General features: G+C 44.3%; 14 protein-coding genes and 1 pseudogene. 9 read left to right on the forward strand and 6 right to left on the reverse strand.

Annotated elements, in window-relative coordinates:
• Positions 1–53: 53 nt before the first annotated feature.
• Both psbB and V7K49_RS32325 read right to left on the reverse strand, forming a co-directional pair.
• Entirely contained in the window at positions 54–1,583 is a 1,530-nt protein-coding gene (gene psbB / locus V7K49_RS32320) for a photosystem II chlorophyll-binding protein CP47 (RefSeq protein WP_334875065.1), read from the reverse strand.
• A 433-nt stretch (positions 1,584–2,016) separates the two neighbouring features.
• Entirely contained in the window at positions 2,017–2,343 is a 327-nt protein-coding gene (locus V7K49_RS32325) for a hypothetical protein (protein WP_273763381.1), read from the reverse strand.
• A gap of 941 nt (positions 2,344–3,284) precedes the next feature.
• On the opposite strand from V7K49_RS32325, the gene V7K49_RS32330 reads away from it, so the two are divergent.
• Entirely contained in the window at positions 3,285–4,937 is a 1,653-nt protein-coding gene (locus V7K49_RS32330) for an ABC transporter substrate-binding protein (protein WP_334875063.1), read from the forward strand.
• A 309-nt stretch (positions 4,938–5,246) separates the two neighbouring features.
• Positions 5,247–6,272, forward strand: a complete 1,026-nt coding sequence (locus tag V7K49_RS32335; RefSeq protein WP_335209300.1) for an ABC transporter permease — start codon at positions 5,247–5,249, stop codon at positions 6,270–6,272.
• A gap of 143 nt (positions 6,273–6,415) precedes the next feature.
• Here V7K49_RS32335 and V7K49_RS32340 read toward each other — a convergent pair whose 3' ends face one another.
• Positions 6,416–6,964: a hypothetical protein gene (locus V7K49_RS32340; RefSeq protein WP_335209301.1), complete on the reverse strand. Its 549-nt coding sequence runs from the start codon at positions 6,962–6,964 to the stop codon at positions 6,416–6,418.
• A gap of 263 nt (positions 6,965–7,227) precedes the next feature.
• Here V7K49_RS32340 and V7K49_RS32345 point away from each other — a divergent pair, with 263 nt between their 5' ends.
• The gene (locus tag V7K49_RS32345; protein WP_335209302.1) at positions 7,228–8,226 is read left to right on the forward strand and encodes an AAA family ATPase; all 999 of its coding nucleotides are present in this window, start codon (positions 7,228–7,230) and stop codon (positions 8,224–8,226) included.
• Positions 8,227–8,362: 136 nt separating this feature from the next.
• Positions 8,363–10,921, forward strand: a complete 2,559-nt coding sequence (locus V7K49_RS32350) for an AAA family ATPase (RefSeq protein ID WP_335209303.1) — start codon at positions 8,363–8,365, stop codon at positions 10,919–10,921.
• Positions 10,922–11,161: 240 nt separating this feature from the next.
• Here the strand turns inward: V7K49_RS32350 and V7K49_RS32355 are convergent, their stop codons facing one another.
• From V7K49_RS32355 to V7K49_RS32365, 3 genes are all read right to left on the reverse strand, one after another.
• Positions 11,162–12,277 carry an ABC transporter permease gene (locus V7K49_RS32355; protein ID WP_334875053.1) on the reverse strand — a complete coding sequence of 372 codons (1,116 nt, stop codon included), beginning with the start codon at positions 12,275–12,277 and terminating at the stop codon, positions 11,162–11,164.
• Positions 12,278–12,407: 130 nt separating this feature from the next.
• Complete coding sequence (locus tag V7K49_RS32360; RefSeq protein WP_298919289.1) at positions 12,408–13,289, reverse strand: Npun_R2479 family HD domain-containing metalloprotein; 882 nt, start codon at positions 13,287–13,289, stop codon at positions 12,408–12,410.
• A gap of 65 nt (positions 13,290–13,354) precedes the next feature.
• On the reverse strand, positions 13,355–13,675 hold the full coding sequence (locus V7K49_RS32365) for a transposase (protein WP_442948715.1): 321 nt from the start codon (positions 13,673–13,675) through the stop codon (positions 13,355–13,357).
• On the opposite strand from V7K49_RS32365, the pseudogene V7K49_RS32370 reads away from it, so the two are divergent.
• From V7K49_RS32370 to V7K49_RS32390, 5 genes and pseudogenes are all read left to right on the forward strand, one after another.
• A pseudogene (locus V7K49_RS32370) lies at positions 13,647–14,064 on the forward strand (efflux RND transporter permease subunit); the annotation flags it as partial. The gene V7K49_RS32365 and the pseudogene V7K49_RS32370 overlap by 29 nt on opposite strands.
• A gap of 373 nt (positions 14,065–14,437) precedes the next feature.
• A complete protein-coding gene (locus V7K49_RS32375) occupies positions 14,438–14,914 on the forward strand; it encodes a hypothetical protein (protein WP_335209304.1) in 477 nt (158 codons plus the stop codon).
• A 585-nt stretch (positions 14,915–15,499) separates the two neighbouring features.
• Positions 15,500–18,112 (forward strand): HEAT repeat domain-containing protein, encoded by a 2,613-nt coding sequence (locus V7K49_RS32380; protein WP_335209305.1) that lies wholly within the window; start codon positions 15,500–15,502, stop codon positions 18,110–18,112.
• 434 nt (positions 18,113–18,546) lie between these two features.
• Positions 18,547–19,014 carry a DUF29 domain-containing protein gene (locus tag V7K49_RS32385; RefSeq protein WP_335209306.1) on the forward strand — a complete coding sequence of 156 codons (468 nt, stop codon included), beginning with the start codon at positions 18,547–18,549 and terminating at the stop codon, positions 19,012–19,014.
• A gap of 622 nt (positions 19,015–19,636) precedes the next feature.
• Entirely contained in the window at positions 19,637–21,307 is a 1,671-nt protein-coding gene (locus tag V7K49_RS32390) for an MBL fold metallo-hydrolase (protein WP_335209307.1), read from the forward strand.
• Positions 21,308–21,338 lie beyond the last annotated feature (31 nt).

Below are 21,338 nucleotides of genomic sequence, written 5' to 3' on the forward strand. Positions count from 1 at the left end.
TGCTGAGTCAGAGCCTTAACTCTCAACTGTGGACTCATAACTCAGCACTGAAATTAAAGGGCTTCCTTGCGGCGGGTTGATTTGTCACCCACTTTCTGGAACAGACCCCACTCAACTTGCTCTTCTAGATCCGCATCAACACCAGCAAACACGTCTCGGTAGATTGTCCGAGCGCCATGCCAGAGATGACCAAAGAAGAACAACAGGGCAAATACGGCGTGTCCAAAGGTAAACCAACCTCTAGGACTGGTGCGGAATACACCATCAGAGTTCAAGGTTTCCCGGTCAAATTCAAAGATTTCACCGCCTTGAGCCTTACGGGCATACTTCTTCACATCAGCTGGCTCTGTAAAGGTCTTACCGTTTAGATCACCACCGTAGAAACTGACGGTGACACCAGATTGCTCAAAGCTGTACTTAGATTCTGCCCGACGGAAGGGAATGTCAGCGCGGACAATTCCATCTGCATCGGTCAAAATCACTGGGAAGGTTTCAAAGAAGTTGGGGAGACGACGCACGGTCAATTCCCGTCCTTCAGAATCTTTGAATACGCCGTGACCTTGCCAAGACTGGGCAATGCCATCACCCTTGACCATAGGCCCTGTACGGAATAGACCGCCTTTAGCGGGGCTATTACCGACGTAATCATAGAAAGCCAGCTTTTCGGGAATCCCCGACCAAGCTTGGTCAAGGGTTGCACCTTGGGCAACGTTTGTTTGGACGCGGCGCTGAATTTCTTGACGGAAGTAACTCTGATCCCATTGGTAGCGGGTAGGGCCAAACAATTCGATCGGAGTGGCGGCGTTACCGTACCACATAGTACCAGCAACAACGAAAGCAGCAAAGAAGACTGCTGCAATACTGCTAGAAAGTACTGTTTCAATGTTCCCCATCCGTAGGGCTTTGTAGAGCCGTTCGGGGGGTCTAACTGTGAGGTGGAATAAGCCTGCAATAATACCAACAACACCAGCAGCAATGTGGTGAGCCGCAATGCCACCAGGGTTATATGGGTTAAAACCATCTGGGCCCCATTCCGGTGCTACTCCTTGGGCAGCCCCAGTTATTCCATAAGCGTCAGAAACCCAAATCCCCGGCCCAAATAGTCCGGTGACGTGAAAAGCACCAAAGCCAAAACAAAGTAGACCAGATAAGAACAGGTGAATGCCAAACATTTTTGGCAAGTCTAGGGCGGGTTCACCAGTGCGGGGATCTCTAAAGAGTTCCAAATCCCAGTAAACCCAGTGCCATACGGCGGCTAGGAACAAAAGACCTGAAAGAACAATGTGAGCCGCAGCAACGCCTTCAAATGACCAGAAGCCAGGATCAGTTGCTGGACCACCAGTAACGTTCCAACCACCCCAAGATTGGGTGACGCCCAAACGTGACATGAAGGGCAGGACAAACATCCCTTGACGCCACATCGGGTTGAGAATCGAATCGCTAGGGTCAAAAACAGCCAGTTCGTAGAGTGCCATCGAACCAGCCCAGCCTGCTACTAAGGCTGTGTGCATCAGGTGTACAGAAATCAGCCGCCCTGGATCATTCAGAACGACTGTATGTACTCGGTACCAGGGTAGTCCCATTGACTACGCTCCTCCTCGATGAGTTAGTTTACAAAGCAATTTTCTTACTGAGATTCTGAGAAACGAAAGCCGCCACTCAGAAGACTCTCTCTTGTTTTTTGTTATTGCCAGAGCCAGAGTTTTACCACAGCTTAGTCTTTTAAGTCAGACAGCATAGGTGCTTTGGCAATGCTTACTCGCTTCGGGAGGTTTACCTTGTAGGGTAGCCACCGCCAAGCAAAAATGAGAATGTTTTAAAAAGTGTAACTATTGATTGAATTGTTTGCAAGCGTGTAAATTGATGCGATCGCGTAGCATCTCCAAGTTTTTTCGCTACCAATACCCATCATAGATTAAATTTGCTTATCTTTTCTTTACGAAGAGGCGAAGAGACTACAGAGGTGGAGGGAATAGGGAAGACCCTGAGAAAGTTCCCCTCTGCCCCCCTGCTCTCCTACTGAACCACCAATTGGATGTTTTGCAGTTGACATTTCGTCTCAGCTGTACCCAAGCGTTCAATTACCTGTTCAGCGCTCATCAAACGCTTGAGTACTACTTGACCTATAGTCTTACTGGCGATTGCTGGTGTTGTTGGTTTAACTTCCACGGTTAAAACGGCTTCTTCAACTCGATAAAGCCATAGCAATTCGTTTTGTTCCACTATGCAAATATTCATTCGCTGAATATCTGGTTGGCGTCGCCATGCAGTGATTTGCCAGAGTCCATCAGATGCCCAGACTCTAGCAACTGTCCATCCCTCAGATAGAAAGAAATACTTCACGGTCTTAGTCTCACTATTAGACTTTCAATCTGCTGTTCACGATATCGCGATCGCTTGATTTCGCTGATGTATAAACACTAGATTTGTAAGTAAAACCATGCAGCCGATCTCTAGGAGAAACCGCTCAACAGGTAGTTATGTCCAAGCAGTAACATGCTCCCGTCTTATTATGTACATTACTTGGACTACGGTCAAAGCTAAACAAATCTATTCACTAGTAACTATGAATTTACGACAAATTCAGCCAATGTTTAAAATCTTAATTAAATAAAAATTTTTCTGTATTTAACAAATGTAAATTTCTGTATTTTTGTCAATAATTTTTTGTAACAAATAGTGCGACGTCGATAGCGTTCGCGCAGCGTCTCGTAGAAAAGCGTTAGCGAGTCTTAGAGACGCTCTTGCGTTCGAGCTAGCCCGCACTTCTCTACGAGACGCTCTTGCTTGCAAGATCCTCGTAGGGGTACGACATGGTTCGACTACTTCGGCTGCGCTCAGTACAAGTGCGCTCACCAGCCGCTCAGTGACCATCGTAGACATCGCACAGTAGCAATAAACTTAGGGACTTCCAGTTAAAAAAATATCCCATCGTAGGAGCGCAAGGCCAAGATCCCCTACAAATGTACAAATAATTTTGGATAATTTATTTTTTGTCAGTCCCTTAACCATGAAGTTGAGCATCCGCCACAAATTTTTGATTTAGAAGGTTACGGAGTCATAATGTAGAACAAGTTTTCTCTCACTTGGTGTGCAAGTTCTGTTTTTTACACGTATATACTAAGCCATAGGCATTGGCAACCAAAGTGGGTGTTCCATCCATAGACGCGTAGCGGCTTAAGGCAGGGTACGAGAACCGAGAACCACTATATTTATGAAGATTCAGCAAAATAGTCACAAATGTAGTAAAATGACTGACCGCTGATATCAAAAATATTATTGCCATGACCTGGTTTTCCTTGTCCGTGAAACGGTGGGGTCGGATTACACAATTCCTATCTTTGTTCTGTCTATGTTTATTTTTAGTTATTAGTTGCGCTCCTCGTCCTAAGCTTTCTACGCCACCATCCGGTTCTGTAAATAGCCCTACAGGTGATGGTCGTATTACTATAGGTACAACAGCAAAGCCGAGAACCCTTGATCCGGCTGATGCTTATGAGTTAGCATCCTTAGGTTTGGTGTTTAATATGAGCGATCGCCTCTACACCTACGAACCAGGAAGCACGGAAATTAAGCCCCAGCTAGCTACAGCATTACCTAAAGTCAGTCAAGATGGCTTAACTTATACCATGCCCTTACGTCAGGGAGTGGTTTTTCACGATGGGACTCCCTTCAACGCCCAAGCAATGGCGTTTACAATCCAGCGCTTTATTGAAAATAAAGGTAAACCCTCATTCTTACTAGCTGATATAGTAGATTCGGTAAAAACTACAAGCGAGTATGAGTTAACAATTAAGCTGAAAAAGCCCTTTTCAGCGTTTCCCTCACTGTTGGCGTTTCCTGGGGTGTGTGCAGTTTCACCAAAAGCTTACGAACTCGGTGCTGGTAAATTTAAGCCGAATATTTTTGTGGGGACTGGCCCTTACAAATTAGGACAGTATGGTACTGATTCAATCCGATTTGATCCGTTTGATAAGTATTGGGGAGAAAAACCAGCTAACAAGGGTGTTAACCTCCAAATTCAAACTAGTCCGGTTAATTTGTTTAATGCTTTCCGTACAGGTGCAGTCGATGTAGCTTATCTGTCGCTACAGCCAGATCAAAATCGCAGCTTGGAAGAAGGTGGTAAAAAAGGGGATTGGCAAGCGATCGCAGCGGAAGGTAGTGTAGTAAGTTATCTGGTATTAAATCGAAATCAAAAGCCTTTAGATAAATTAGAGGTAAGACAAGCGATCGCGTCAATAATTGACCGTCCACTTTTAAATGAGCGGGCGTTACTTGGTCAAGCAGATCCGCTTTATAGTATGATTCCCACGACGTTCAATATTTCCCAGCCATTATTTAAAGATAAATATGGCGATGCTAACTTTGAGCAAGCTAAAAAATTGTTAAGTACTGCTGGTTTCTCTAAAGAAAATCCCGCCAAAGTACAAATTTGGTATCCTTCTAGTTCACCTACTCGTACTTTGGCAGCACAGACACTCAAATCCCTTGTCGATGTCAAAATGGATGGAATCCTGCAATTTGAAGTCACCCCCGCTGAAGGGCCAGCCTTCTTTAAAGACATTACCAAGGGATTATATCCAGCAGCTTTACTTGATTGGTATCCAGACTTTTTAGACCCAGATAATTACGTCCAACCATTTTTGTCTTGTGATAAAGGTTCAGTTGCTAAGGGATGTGAAGATGGAGGCAGTCAAAGTCAGGGTTCGTTTTACTATAGCGAAACCATGAATAAACTGATTGATCAGCAACGCAAAGAACAAAACCCCCAAGTGCGTCAGAAAATTTTTACAGAAATTCAAACGCAAGTAACTACTGATGTACCTTACGTTCCCTTATGGCAAAGCAAGGATTATGTATTTGCCCAAAAAGGTGTGAACAGCGTACAACTTAACCCCACCCAAATTTTGATTTACCAGACAATTAAAAAGTAGTTAAAAAGTCAAGGGGACAAGAAATTACTCCTTAACCTCTAACCTCTGTGTTACCTGTGCCTCTGTAGTTAATTTAATTACGTTTTAACCACAGAGACGCAGAGAAGTCAGTGCGTTGGGCGGGTTCCCCGACTTGAAGCAACTGACGCGGCACAGAGAGAATAAAGAGATTTTATAAGTCACTTTGAAAGGGTTATGTTCAATATTTCAATTTTGACTTTTGGTTCTTAAGTAAATATGTTTCGTATCCAGTCAATAGCCAAGATGCTTTCAAAAATTGCATTTTGAATTTTAAATTTTGAATTGCTTATGTCTCGCTCTAAAGCTTTACAATATTACATTGTTTCTCGGTTGCTTCTCGCGCCACTTCAGCTATTAACGATTATCACCATTGTATTTCTCTTACTAAGAGCAACACCAGGAGATCCAGCAGATGCAATTCTCGGTGGACGTGCGCCAGAAGCAGCTAAAGAAGAATTGCGAAAACAACTCGGTTTAAACCTTCCCGTGTGGCTACAGTACCTCAATTATTTGGGAAGTATACTGCGTTTTGACTTGGGAAGTTCTTTGTTGAGTCGGGGAGAGAATGTTTGGGACATAATTGGACAATATTTTCCGGCGACGGTGGAGTTAGCAGTATGTAGTATGGCGGTTGCACTCATCGTTGGAATTTTCGTTGGGACTCTTTCGGCTTCTCGTCCTGGGACATATTTCGATGTCGGTGGGCGCTTGTTTGGGATCATCACCTATGCACTCCCCATGTTTTGGGCGGGAATGCTTTTGCAGTTGATTTTCTCAGTTCAATTGGGTTGGTTTCCCAATTCCAACCGCTTTCCGCCTAATCTTCCGGCTCCCACTCCTGTCACTGGATTGTATACAATTGATAGCTTACTCGGTGGAAACTTCACCCAGTTTTTCACATCTTTGCACCATCTTGCCCTACCAAGTCTCACACTAGGAATTTTGCTCAGTGGGATTTTTGAGCGAATTGTGCGAGTGAACTTAAAGCAAACCTTGCAAGCAGATTATGTAGAAGCAGCTAGAGCCAGAGGTATTGGTGAAAATAAGATTTTAGTCTCCCATGCCTTAAAAAATGCTCTAATTCCAGTAATTACAGTCTTGGGATTAACCTTTGCATCTCTATTGGGTGGGGCGATTTTGACAGAAGTAACATTTTCTTGGCCTGGGTTAGCGAATAGACTATATCAAGCGATCGCCGATCGCGATTATCCCACAGTCCAGGGAGTACTAGTATTTTTTGGTGCGATCGTTGTCAGTGCCAGCATTTTAATTGATATTTTAAATGCTTATGTAGATCCGCGAATTCGCTATTAGAGCATTGATTCAGTAATCAAAAACCTCACCCTGGTTATGCTACGCAAAACCTGTCCCTCTCCTTACTAAGGAGAGGGATGTCCGTTAGGACAGGGTGAGGTTTTTGTTTTGATTCGATGACTTGTGTGTACAGGCAACTGAAATTACTGCCCAACATCCAAGATAAAGTAGAAAGTATTGTCAACAATTCTGTTGCTGCCAACAAATTTAACAATAGGGATGTTGACTCGGTGCTGTCCTGGTTCAAGCTTCCAGCTTTTTTGGAAATTCCCAATATTATGACAACTAGCATTAATCGGAAAGTTACTAGAAGTGAAAAGACCATTTTCATAACTCTCAACTCCATTCTTAAACAGATACGCTTTTACTTCTACTCGATTGACTAGAGCTTGAGATGGTATGCAATAGCTGAGGTTTGATAATCTTAGAGTATCTTTAGCTTTTAGAGGTATGCGATCGCCATTTTTCACTTCTTTAGGTTCATCACTATTAACCTGCACCGTGAGATTATCAACGCATACTTTAGCGGCAAGAACTTTGTCACATGTTGTAGAAGTGAGAGTAGGAGAGGGCTTTGGTTCTGGAGAAGGCTTGTTGTCACGCCCTATTATGGCAGGCACTCCGGCAGTTACGATGGTGGCAGTGGCAGCGATAAGAGCAAGTATAAGCTGTTGTCTAAAAGTTGTTGTCATTTCTCAAACTCCTTAACTTTTTTGCTGTAACACCATAATCACTTGAGACACAGGCTCTATAGGTAGGCGTTAGTAGGGAGTTTGAGTGATTAAATTGTTGTAGGGGAAAGTAGGCAAATGTAGGTTTGTAGGGTAAAGTATTACACTAATGGCTAATTTTAAAATTTACTCTGCCAATTCAATTACGCCTAATGGACTCAAAACAAGCGTTGGAATTCATTAATAGACTGCTTGCGGAAAAGAGAAAGCAAGTCTTAAATGAGTTGGAAGTAAAGCTCTTTTTGGGGATGTGGGAAAGGAAGGAGTATACAGATATTGTTAATGATGGTTCTTACAGTGCAGAACATGTGAGAGATATGGGTGCAAAGTTATGCAAAAAAATTACACAATATTTAGAAATAAAAGTTACAAAAAGAAATTTTAAAAACTCAATTGAAGGAGGATATAAACAGCATTTAGAAAAAGCTTCATCTTCCCAAAAAAAAAATATAGAAATAATTAATCCAACGCCAGGAGATGAATTACAGTCAGATCATCCAGCGCAGCAAAATCATAATCCTTTTATTCCCTTTAATGGCAGAGTAGAAGAAAAGCATCTATTCTTTGACCGAGAGCGCGAAATACGGCGAGTATTTGAGATACTGAATAGCGGTAGTAGTGTTGTTTTAATTGGGGAAGAGGAAATCGGAAAATCCTCGTTGCTATGGATGATTTTGCAACAAGCGGAAAGTCTTCTCAAAGGTAAACGTCAGCCAATTTTCTTAGACTTGAATTTACTTCATAATGAAAGTCAATTTTATAGTGATTTGTGCCACGAGATTGGTATACCCGAAAGTAAAGACTATCAATTAACCCGCAATTTGCGAAGTTGTAAAATACTACTGGCTATAGACAATGTAGGAAAACTGACAGGGGAAGGTTTTACTCGCCAAATAAGGGATTATTTGCGCGGTTTAGCTGAAGGAAGTAATGCCCCGTTGAAGCTGATTTTAGCTGCCACCGATTCCCTGAACAATCTTTTTAAGGATAGTCACGAGCAAGGTAATACTTCTCCGTTGGCAGGTATTTGCCAAGAGGAACACATTCATCCTTGGGATGAAGCTACTATGCGTGCTTTTATTACCAACCGTTTGGCTAACAATTTAGTCAATTTTACTGAGGAGGAAATCATCCAACTTATCCAAGAAAGTGGCGGACATCCTCGCAAACTGATGCAATTGTGTTATCGAACTTATTCGCGGTATGTGGAGAGTTTGCAATGAATGATATTACTTTGACCTCTCCCCCAACCCCTGCCCTACGAGGGGAGGGGAGCAAGATTACTCCTACTTCCCCTTCCCTCATAGGGAAGGGGGCTGGGGGGTTAGGTTCTTCACGGGTGATGATGGAGGTTGAATAATGACTCCTGTACCCCGCCTAAACTTAGCGCCCAAGTTGAAGCGTCCCCTCTCATTATGGAATCCCTTAGATTATCTGCGCCTTTTGTACTGGGTGTTTTTCTTTCCCCAAGCTTTGCGGTGGTATGTGGATAGATTCGGGGGTGGGTATATTCCTGAAAGGGAAATGAATTGGCGGAAGGCATGGGAGTTATTGCGTCAAAATGCTATTCAACGTCAGTTACTGTTCCAAGGATTAGTTTTAACAGTAGTTACACCTGTAGCTGTAGGTCTATTTTTTCAGACTGTAAATGTTTCAGTTGATTGGTTCGGCGTGGCGGTAGGCGTGGCGCGAGGCGTGGCGGTAGGCGTGGCGGTAGGCGTGGCGCGAGGCGTGGCGCGAGGCGTGGCGCGAGGCGTGGCGCGAGGCGTGGCGCGAGGCGTGGCGGTAGGCGTGGCGGTAGGCGTGGCGGTAGGCGTGGCGGTAGGCGTGGCGGTAGGCGTGGCGCGAGGCGTGGCGGGAGGCGTGGCGGGAGGCGTGGCGGGAGGCGTGGCGGGAGGCGTGGCGGGAGGCGTGGCGTTACTGCGTCTAGAAACCTGGCTTATTGGCTCACCTTTAAACTTGCGAATCATCCAAAACACTAGTTGGCTACTCCCCCGCATCACTCCACTTCCGCTTCCTAATCTTGTTTGGCGCTTGCAAAATTGGTTGCAAAATGATTGGGAAACAGGTTTACATAATACAAATGAACTGCTAGCATATACCCTACAATTCATTCCCGTTGTCCAAGCAGTCAATAGAGTACTTGCCAAAATCTCCTCAGAGCAACTTATTTGGAATGTCTCTCGACTGGCGGCAAATCCTTTTGATTGGAATATAGTACGTTTTGCTTCAGCTTCTCTAAATGAAACCCTAAAGTCAAATTTTATCAAAGATTTGTTCTCTATCTACTTTTTCTTCCCTCGTTCTTGGCGAGAAAGTTTACAGGCTCGTTTTAACACAGATACTCGTTTAGATACTCCTGCCCGTGCTGCTGCTGCTGGTTTCTGGCATCTGTATGAATATGAGCCAGCGAAAGCAATAGAGGCTTTTGCTGTAGTGCGTTCTCTACTCTATGGCAAGGAAATGTATACTCTTGCCCAAACTCTAACGGCGTTTGATAAAGCTAAAAAACCAGTCTCTATTGCTACTATCCAAGTTCCTCCTTTTCCACAGGAACCGCTTTTACGTCCAGTTACTTGGAAAGTACTTACTAATCTGCGTCGAGTTGTTGAGGATGTCCAGTTTGTAGAGCGCAGCGTCTCACGTTTAGCCAGGTCTTTAGCTCTTAACCGAGCATTAGGCGAACTGACAAATATACTAAATCAAGCTGATACCTTACCGCAAGCAGAGCGAGGGTTAATCATAGATATCGCTCAAACTTGGAAAGAAAGCCTTTTACAAATTACTGGTGAAGTGGGAGAAATTTCCATCACCAAACCTGTGGTTAATCCTTATGTTGTAGGCGACCCCGTTCAAGGTCATCTCTTTATTGGGCGAGAAGATATCATCAGACAGTTAGAAGAACTCTGGGTGATGGGTAATCAACTCCAGTCTGTAGTTCTCTACGGTCACAGGCGCATGGGTAAAACTTCCATTCTGGTTAACGCTGCTAACTGTCTAGGCTCACAAATACAGCTAGCTTATGTCAACTTGCTACGTTTGGGAGATAGCCCCCAAGGTGTGGGTGAAGTGCTAATGGCAATTTGTGATGAAATTTCTCAAACTGTAAAACTTCCACCACCAGCTGACGCTGATTTACTAAATCTCCCTTACCGGACTTTTGAACGTTATTTAAAACAGGTAGAAGCAAAGCTAGATGGTGGGTTAATCATCGCCTTAGACGAGTTCGAGAAAATTGAAGATTTGATTGAAGCGAAAAAAATCCCTATCGATTTTATGGGTTTTCTGCGGGGTTTGGTGCAAATGAGTTCTAAAATCGCCTTTGCCTTTGCTGGTTTGCACACCTTGGAGGAGATGACAGCAGATTACTTCCAACCTTTCTTTGCTAGCGTCATTCCTATTCATGTAGGCTTTCAGGAAGGTGCAGCTACTCGCCAAATTCTCGCTAACCCAGGTAATGAAGACTTCCCCCTCGACTACATCCCGGAAGCTTTAGATGAAATCTATGCTTTAACACATGGTCAACCATATTTAGTGCAACTCGTGGGTTTTCAGCTAGTGCGCCGCTACAATGACTTTGTTTTTGAGCAAGGACGACCCCGTGACACAGTTTTCACGGTGGAAGACGTGGAAGCAGTTATCAATAACCCTGAGTTTTTCAAGCGGGGACGCTACTACTTTGATGGGGTTTGGGGTCAGGCGGCGCGGGGTGTTGATGGTCAACAGGCAATTCTAGAAATACTTGCACCTCACCCAGAGGGGCTAAGTCTGGATGTCTTGGCTCAGTCTACAGGTATGAACGACGCTGATTTACAGGAAGCGCTGAATACTCTGAAGCGTCATGATGTCGTTGAGGAAACTCAGGGAAGCTGGCGAATTATGGTGGAACTGTTTCGCCGTTGGGTTTTGCAACAGTAGCGGATTTTTTCAGCTAATGGAAGGCGAATAGAAGGCGAATGGAATTCGCGGCTACACAGTCAAAGTCCGCCTTCGCGGACTAATTTTAGCGACAGCATTTGCTATGTCGGCGACAGCATTTGCTATATCAGCGATCGCATTTGTTATATAGGCGCTCGCATTTGCTATTTCAGCGACAGCATTTGCTATATCGGCGATCGCATTTGCTACTTCAGCGATCGCATTTGCTATTCTGAGGGCTTATCTTCTTAAACTACGGGGGTCAAGTGCATCTCGCAAGCCATCACCGAGTAAGTTGAATGCTAGCACTGTGAAAATAATCAGCACAGCCGGCGGCCAGATTAACCAAGGTTGCAGTACCAAAATTGAAGCATTGCTAGCCAGAGAAAGCATATTGCCCCAAGAGGGGTCTGGTTGTTGAATTCCCAAGCCGATGAGACTCAGTATCGCTTCTGATTCAATAAAGCTAGGAATTGCAAGAGTAGCAGAGATAACTATATAACTAGCCATTTGCGGCAAAACGTGGCGAAGGATGATATAAAGTGGGTTCCCGCCCATTGCGCGTGCCGCTTGCACAAATTCTCGCTCTTTAATTGATAGTACCTGTCCGCGAATAACCCGTGCTAAACCAGCCCAGCGAATAACCGAAGTAATCACCACAATCAGCAAAAAGCGCTGGGTACTGCTTAAACCAGCTGGTAAGACTGCTCCCAAAGTCACCAAAAGATAAATACTAGGGAAAGTCATTACTACTTCTGCCAAGCGCATAATGATGCTATCAGTCATACCGCCGAAATAGCCAGAAATTCCCCCGATGAGCAAACCGAGAGGATAGGCAATGATAATACCAAAAATCCCGATAAACATACTGATGCGGCCGCCATGCAGCAGGCGACTAAATTCGTCGCGGCCTTGGTCATCAGTGCCCAAGATGTTGAATTTTGCCCCACTTGTTGTGCCAAACAAATGCCAATTTAAGGGGATACCAGGAAAGATTGTGACTTCATCCCACTTCGGGGGTAATGGCAAACTCATCTGCAACAATCGGTATTCTGGCCCCGAGACAAATAGACGCAGAGGTGAGGGTTTTTTGAAGTCTACAACGAGTTGGCGATCGCCTGTTTCTAAATTAGTATCTCCCTGAGTCGTCGGATAAACATGGGGCCCAATAAACTGTCCTGACTGAGAAACCCAGTGTATCTTAGTTGGTGGCAGCAGTGAACCATTGGCCTGTGAAGCATAGGGGTCATAAGGAGCCACGAAATCGGCTGCAATTACTGCTATGTAGAAAACTAACAGCAAAATTGCCCCAAATCGTGCCAAAGGATTTTTCTTCAGTCGTCGCCACCAATCCATAGTAGTTAGGAGTTATAAGTTATGAGTTATAAGTTATTAAACTTTTATCTTAATTCATAATTCATGATTAATAATTCTCAACTCCAAACTCCAAACTCCTAATTCCTGTACAGACGCGATTAATCGCGTCTCAACTCCCCACTCCTAACTTCTCTAAATACCGCTGCTGTTCTTCCTGTTGTTTTTCATGTTCTACAACAAACACATTTGAGTAAAGATTAGCGAGAATTTGTTTTCCCTGTTGTGTCAATGATAGATAATGTAGTCCGTCTTGAATATAGGGATAGACGCCATTCCAGTAAAATTTAGCGTAGTTATTCCGTAAATCGGCAGGGGTTTTATAGCCCAAAACTTTATTTACACCAGTTTCTTCAAACTCGTAAAATAAAGAAGTAATTTTCTTCAGGTAACGTGGGTCGCTTAGTTGACCAATCAAATCAGCAGCCCGGACTAATCCTGCAAAGCACTTTGTATCTTGATGATCTTCTGCCGCAGGCACGGGAAATCGAGTCAATTCAATATTGCTCTTAATTGCCTGAGCATCTATCAACTTATGACCTCCAAAACGCTCATCAATAAAAAGCTTGGCTCTATCAACATGATACGGCGTCAGGCTGGCATCAGAAGCGCCAGGAGCGACAGAAATCATTTTGCCATTTTTACCCGTGGCATATAAGCCTGCTGTTTCTCGGTCTTGTCGGCAAACTCCCTTAACGTAGCCAATATCATGACTCAGCAAAGAAATGATACAATGCAACCAGTCTTCACTGGAAACACCGCCTTCCCGAATGTGTTTGCCACGTAAGATTTCTTGACCTACCAGGGTAACAAGAACAGTGTGTTCGACATTGTGGTAAAGGGCGTCGCTATTGGCAATGTTTTCCAAAGCCATGTTACCAGCCCAGGCGATAATGTCCTGATAATCATTTTTGAAGCAGCCATAGGTGCGACGGTAGCCTTCTCGAATTTCATTTACAAAGGCATCAATTAAAATTTCAGTGGCATTGAACATATCTGGTTACTTTGGTAAATACCAATGGTGTGTGACCTAGAGTAGCTAAATAAGATTAGACAATTTTATGTATCATAATCTACATAAATTTTTTTAGCATCTTTTAAGTAATTACACTTATTAAAAATTTTGAGCGTAGAGACGCGTTTGTTGTAGTACTGGTTCATCGACTTAAGATGCTTGCCGTCGATGATAAAACTAGTCCCTACGTTTGACACACACGTTAGCCAATTATTGATTCCTGGATCGATTCCAAGCATATTGGATTGATTGAGATCGTAAGTCGGTAGTGAAATCATCTTATAGACGAACTCAGCATAGAAGCATTGATTCCGAGGTCGGATTCGTATTTCCCTAATGTCCGTAGTAGGTTGGTTCTCCTTCATATCCTTGGGGATTGATACTAACCCAAATAAATATTGATGTGCCAACAGTTTTGAGCAAAGTTACCCAACTGGGTGCAGGGCCAGCGGAACTAGAATCCCAAGTGACGAAAAAATTGAAGATGCCGTCGCGGGGTTGGGCAATATTGATTATATGATTTCCACCGTCAGTGATGGGAATTCTAAAACGACAATCAATTTTATTTTGGGTACAAATAGCGATCGCGCCACCAATGATGTCCGCAATGCGATCGCTCTAATTCGCCAAGACTTACCCCAAGATATCAACGATCCAATTGTGGAACGCCTGGAATTTTCCGGCGGCCCGGTGAACCTACGCAGTTAAATCAGATCAGCATTCTGTAGAACAATTAAGCAATCTCGTAGACCAAAGATGGACAACAATGTTCAAAATCTCTGACGCCACATGCTTCAAGTCGGCAGAGCCGCCCAACGCAGTGGCTCCTCCTTTTAGGCTACGGTGTACACACAAGTTGGAAATATCTTACGAACCTGGGTTTGGACTCTCGTATTACCCCACCCTAACCCTCCCCTTAGAAAGGAGAGGGAACCAGATTTCCTGTTTCCCCCCTTGACAAGGGGGGATTAAGGGGGGTAATACGACTTGTGTATACACACCTTTTAGGAGAGAGAAATAGAAGTGAGGTTTTCCAGATACCGTGAAAAGTCAGGTTGACGTTGAGATGTGCGATCGCATTTACCAGTGGGAATCATAACAAACAGATTCACCACAGTAAATATTCAATGGCTTACCAAAACATCACCGCTTCCCTTTCCCCAGCAGATATCCAAGAAATTAAAGCAGCCTTTGCAACTATCCAAGCAAAGATGCCTTTTCTCGTAACCCTGAGTGTGGAAGAACGACGCAAGTTATTTAAGATGGGCGATAAAAGCCTAGCCTTTGTCAACACCAGCCTGACTACCGCCCAGTCTAACCGAGAAATTCTCCCAGCCAGCTTTAATGTAGATGAGTTTGTGCGGGATTATCAACTAGCAGCGACGCTTACTGAACTTTTGATTGGATTGCGACAACTGACAGAACAAGTAGATGATACCTTAATGGCAGTCGGCAGCGAAGCAATGGGTAGCAGTTTGACAGTTTACGACTACGTGAAGACTGCTGCGAAGAAAACTCCAGGGTTAAAAACTATTGCTGAACAGTTAGGCGATCGTTTTAAAGCTATCAAAAATAAACCTAGCAAAGCTGCATCTGATTTATAGGCAAATATTGCCAGAGGTTTATAGCCGTTCTCGCTGGCATCAAATACAAACGTTCGTAGGGGCACAGCAATGCTGTGCCCTTACCGTTTATCGGGGTGTAGTGCATTCAAACAAGAAGTGCTATAGTCTTTGAACTCCGTGAATCAGTAGTTGAACTTCATTAATGAGTCTTTAATACTCGTGAACGAGTCTTTGATACTCGTGGACGAGTCTTTTATACTCGCGGTAGAGTCTTTAATACTCGTGGACGAGTCTTTGATACTCGCGGGAGAGTCTTTAATACTCGTCGGCGAGTCTTTGATACTCGTAAACGAGTCTTTGATACTCGTGGATGAGTCTTTGATACTCGTGGATGAGTCTTTGATACTCGCGGGAGAGTCTTTGATATTTGTCAATAAAAATTAAGGCATTTCCAACCAAAAAATATTTAACTATTCTTGTGGGATGGGCGTCTCGCCCGTCCTATGAACTATGAAAGCTAGGGAGCTTACCCCATAACATTCGACTTTCTCAATCAGGAATTAGGAATTGCCAGGTTGTTATTATACTCATAACCGCGTGCAATCTGCCGCCTTGCCCTGATTTATGCTTACAACTCCCTGCCACACTAACAAGCTTTCGCTCTTTTTGCTTTTCTGTTTCACCCTACTCCTGACTTTTCTCCTCTCTCTACCTTGGGTAAACGCTGAAGAAAAACCTAAACTGGAAGCATGGCAGATTAACGGTATCGTAGCAGCCCTAAAAGACCCAATACCCGAAGTCAGAGCTAAAGCAACGGAAAACTTACAGAAATATCAGCTAGATAACGCTAAAACGCAGATTAAAAACTATGATGAGCTTGTAAAACAGTTTGCCAAACAGTTGCAGAATAAAGATTCAGCAGTTTCCCGTAAAGCAGCAGCACAGGCATTAGGGCAGATGCAAGCCAAGGAACAAGTTCCACAAGTTGCCTCGCTGCTCATAGATTCTGACTCTAGTGTCCGTAGTGCAGCAGCACAGGCATTAGGGCAGATGCAAGCTAAGGAACAAGCTCCACAAGTTGCCTCGCTGCTCACAGATCCTCAAGCGTATGCCCGTTATGCAGCAATACAGGTACTAGGGCGGATGCAAGCCAAGGAACAAATTCCACAAGTTGCCTCGCTGCTCACAGATTTTGACCTTGGTGTCCGTGGTGCAGCAATACAGGTACTAGGGCAGATGCAAGCTAAGGAACAAATTCCAAAACTTGCCCCGCTGCTCACAGATTCTAACGGGTATATTCGTAAAGCAGCAGCAGATGCACTAGGGGAGATGCAAGTCAAGGAACAAGTTCCACAACTTGTATCACTGCTCAAAGGTTCTGACTATGAGGTCCGTAAAGCAGCAACAGAGGCACTCATGAAACTAGGGCAACAAGATTTGCCAGTTATTTTGCAAGTTCTAGATTCAGTTCACTCTTATCCTTCTGAGATTGATCAAATCAGGTTTTTAGCTCATTTTTTGGGAGGTGGTGAACCACAACTAGAAACTCTTATGCAATGGGTTGGTAAACCTAAAATGCCACCACAGAAGCTGACATATAACCAGGGAGTCGAAACAATGAAAATTTTCGAGAAAGCCTGGAAAGATTGTGATTCTCTGCCAGACCTGCAAAGAGAACTAGCAGAACAAATTTCTGAAGTTGCCGCTAAGAAAAACGTTCTTTGGAAATTACAAGATATTGGTTTACTACAAAGTCATTACAGCAACCTCAAAAAAGTTAACTCCACTTATGCTGATGCAGTGCAGTCAGCAATAAATAATCTAGATGTATCGCAGTGGTTTTTTAAAGCTAGAATCACTATCATCTCTCATGCAGTCGTTTGGCTAGCCCTAATCTTCGCCTACCCCAAATTCCCCCAAGTCCAAGCCATCTTCTTCTGGAACCCGTGGGTACGCCGAATTTTCGGTATCGGCTATGTCGGCTTTCTCCTCGCCTGGGTTCCCTTCCTGCGCCGCAAACTCTTTGAGCCGTTCCAGCCATCTCTATTAGCCGATGCCGGCTTAGATAACTTTAATGACAAAACATACTTCCCAGAGTCCAGAGTTAAAATTCCCAATTCCGAAGAAATCCTCCCAGTTACCACAGCATTACCCAGTATCAAAGGGCAAATTGTCTTAGAAGGCGATTCTGGTTTAGGCAAGTCGATGTTTTTGCGCCATCTGGTGAAAAACTCCCAGCGAATTCTTGTCTATCTCCCCGCCCAAAAGTGTAATAAAGGCGTAATTGAAGCTATCCAAGACAAGCTACACGGCCAAGCCCAAGATGCCGGCTTCCTGAAAAACCTGATTTACAGTGGTGCAATTGACATCTGCATCGACGGACTCAACGAAGTCACCGCCGAAACACGCGCAAAAATCTGCCAATTTGTCGAAAGCTATTTCCGGGGCAACATTATAATGACAACCCAGCCCCTAGAGTGGATACCGCCCTCAACAGCAAAAACATACTACTTGCAACCCCTTGAGCAACAACAAATTCAAGAGTTTTTGATATCCCGTCAGCCGCGACTCCCCAAAGATGCCCAAGTTAAAGGTGCTGATTACGAAAAAGCCTGCACGAAATATTTAACAGAAGTCCTCAAACAGCAACAAGCCAAAGAAGAGTTAAACGCTGCCCAACGAACTCTTTCCAATCCAATGGATTTAACTGTGGTAGCGCTGATGTTATCACAAGGTAAATATCCAAACTTGTTTCGCCTGCAAGAACAGCAATACAATTTAATGGCGGCAGAATACCTGAAAGAATGGAATCAAGAATTTCCCTTAAAGAAATTCTCAGCCGCCGTCTACCAAATGCGACTCGAAGACAAACAAGCCTTACCCGCAGATGAATTTCACCAAGTTGCCATGTCTTTGTCAGATGAAAAATACAAAATGGTAGTCAGCCGTCAGTGGGAAGGTGAAAAAGGCGAAGCCAAGAAAGAATGGTACTTCCGCCACGATAAAATCATGGATTTCTTCTTAGTGCAAAACTTTCTCGGCGAAACTGATGCCGCCGAAGGACTACTACTTGATAGAATGGGCGATCCGCGTTTTCGTGGTGTTTATTTCTTGCTAGCAACCTTACTTGAGATAGATGCAGCCAAAGAACTGCGGGAAGAATTGATTCAATACGCCGCCGACACCAAAGACAATACAGTGAGTAATACTTTCGTGCAGTTATTACGGACAAGATAAGTGGGGCATTGGGCACTTGTACTGAGCTTGTACCCTTGTATATTTCATCTTTTGGATGTGCGATCGCTTTCATCGCTATATCTCGTTCCCAGTCTCCGACTGGGAATGCCAGTTCGGAGGCTCCGCCTCCCTCTCCTGGCGGCTCTGCCGCCAGGGTGTGCATTTCCAGCCAGAGACTGGAAACGAGATTTTACGAAGGTTGTAGCTTAAGTTGACACGTATGAGCATTGCTGTGCCCTTACAACATATGTGGTTCAATTAAATGAAAACTGCTGTAATTTTTCTCTCTCACTCCCCCACTCCTCACTCCCCCTGCGTGCCAAAACATAAGGTTGGCGTTGGATGTGCGATCGCTTTCATCGCTATGATCGTTGAGTAACTGCAAGATTTCGAGTCTAGCTGGAATGTTAAATAACTGGGAGTTGATCTGAGGAATGCCTAACACGCTATACGATCAAGATTTGCAATTATGGATTGAGCAAACCATTCAACAGTTACAGAATCATCAATTTGAGGCGTTGGATATTGAGCATTTGATTGAGGAGCTAGTTGATTTAGGTAAGGCAGACAAAAATGCCCTGAAAAGCAATCTGACAATTTTGCTGGCGCATTTACTCAAATTACGGCTTGGGCATGATGTACCCGATAGCATGAAAGTTAGCTGCTATGGCTCAATACTTGAACATCGTCAGCGAGTTCTCAATAATTTAGCAGATACTCCTTCTCTAAAAAGTTTTCTGTTAGAGGCAGTGGAAAAAGCTTACCCAGATGCTTACAAGCTAGCGATTAAGGAAGGTAAGCTGGCTAAATTTGGGGTTCGGATACCCCAGGAAACTGAGTATCCCACAGTTTGTCCTTTTTCCATTGACCAGATTCTAGATGAGGATTTTTACGGGCTGTAGAGGATTGCTCCTGTTGTCATATTGCTTCACATTTAGATGGATAGACAGGTGAACCGAAAAGTTCTACAATCTGACTGATTGCGGTAAATTTACCTATTGCCCAATCCAGATAAGCATAGTGAAGATTTTCTAGTGATTGCATTTGATTGCAGAAGCACTAAATTAATATAGGAAGGTCTTTAAGTAAGGGGCAGCAAACAAATGGATGTAAAGCTGATTCTAGCTGGATTAACAGTTATATTTACGCTTTCGTGCTTATTTTTTGGCACGAAAAATGGATTCTATGATTCAGATAACTATCACGGCAATGGCTCCGCACATTGAGATAAATCTGTAGACGTTTGGGCGACTTTTCGTAGGATGAGTTGGCTAAGAGCGCTCAGAATTTGCAAAGGGAAAATAAACAAGAGGCATTCTTTAGCTTTTAGTTTGTTTGCTTTTCGTTAATCCACCTTTCCGAACCAGTGCGGGTTCGGTGGAGGCGTCCTCCCCAATCAAAAATCTGTATTCTCAGGGTGTAGGGGCGCACAATAAAACTTACCCCTAAGTCACAAAACCAAAATTTGTGTAATTTTTGGCTTTTGGGATATGTCTATGATATGAGGTTTGAGGGGAGGAGAGCATGAGGGATAATCTGTCGGCATCCTCTCGCGTAGATGCTGGGGAAGCGGGTAGTGAATTAGAATGTTTGCCCTATAGTGTCCAGCATGACGATGAGGGCGTGTGTCTATTGGTGAAGATGGGGCCACACCGCATCCTATTGGACTGTGGTTTAGAGGATATTTCATCGCTAGCTAAGGGGCTTACTAAGTCGGGACGGGGAGCTAGTTCGCCTCTACCAGCAGATTTAGTTTTGATTAGTCACGCCCACCCAGATCACGCCAGAGGCTTACTGGCACTGCATAAAACTTTTCCAAAGTTACCGATTTATGGTAGCGAAGTAACCAGCAAGTTACTGCCGCTGAATTGGCTAGACCAAGATCCTCAGGAAATTTCCCAATTTTGTCATGCCTTGCCGTTGCGATCGCCTGTGGAATTCCAAGAGGGTCTAGTAGCAGAATTATTTCCCGCAGGGCATCTACCAGGGGCAGTGGCAATTCTGCTCACCTACACCACTCAGCAGCGTACTTACAAACTACTCTATACAGGGGACTTTTTCTTGTCAAACTCCCGCCTGGTAGAAGGTTTACGCTTAGAGGAACTGCGGGGCTTAGATCTGGATGTGCTAATCATTGAAGGCAGTTATGGCACATCCCGCCATCCTCACCGCCGTAACCAAGAAAATCAACTAGCAGAGCGAATTAATCGGGCGATCGCTGACCATTGTTCTGTAATCCTTCCCACCCCGGCTTTAGGATTGGGTCAAGAATTATTAATGCTCCTACGGTCTCATCACCACTTCACCGGACGAGATTTAGATATCTGGGTAGATGGTGCTGTGGCCACTGGGTGTGATGCCTACCTAGAACTGCTAGCCCACCTTCCCCCATCCGTACAAAACTTCGCCCGTCATCAACCCTTATTTTGGGATGAACGGGTGCGTCCCCGCGTGCGTCGTTTGCAGCCAGAACATCGTGCTCTTGTCGGCAAATCACCTTGTATTGTCCTCACTGACTCCACAACTGATTTGGGTAAGCACTGCCAATTAGACACTGGACCTTGGCTGATCCTTCTACCAGAAAAAATTGATATAAAAGTTAACAAAGAATATTTAGCACCCACCACTGTCGAAAGCTATCTCCTGGCTCAACATAGTGATGGCCCTGGTACTACGCAGCTAATTCATAATTTGCGACCCCAGCACGTCATTTTTGTCCACGGTTCTCCTGCCTACTTGGCAGACCTGACTAGCTTAGAGGAGTTGCAAAACCGCTACCATGTACATTCTCCGGCTGCTGACACCTTAGTAGAACTGCCTATCGGTGATACATTTTTACAACCGGCAGCACCAGAAACTAACTACGAAGGCGAACTGACAGAGTTGGGAACAATAATCACAATTACCCTACCCAATGTGATTACTACCGATCCTCGTTGGCGGCAATTTGCGGATACTGGTTTAATCGAAGCTCGTTGGCAAGGGGAAGAACTAGTCTTAAGGGGATTGTCTCAACGAGAACTGCTCAACCAAAATAGCGATCGCTATACATGGACAGATGTAGACTGTTGCGGTACTTGCCGACATCAAAGGGGGCAGCGGTGTTGGAACCCAGCTTCCCCGTTATATAACTTTAAGGTAACTCTAGAAGGTTACTGTCCTGCTTTTGAAGGTTTATCTAATCCTGAGTCTTGAGGACTGAGTTAGGATTTTTTAACTCAGCCCT

The sequence above is a fragment of the Nostoc sp. genome, assembly GCF_036919675.1.
Taxonomy (GTDB): Bacteria; Cyanobacteriota; Cyanobacteriia; order Cyanobacteriales; family Nostocaceae; genus Nostoc.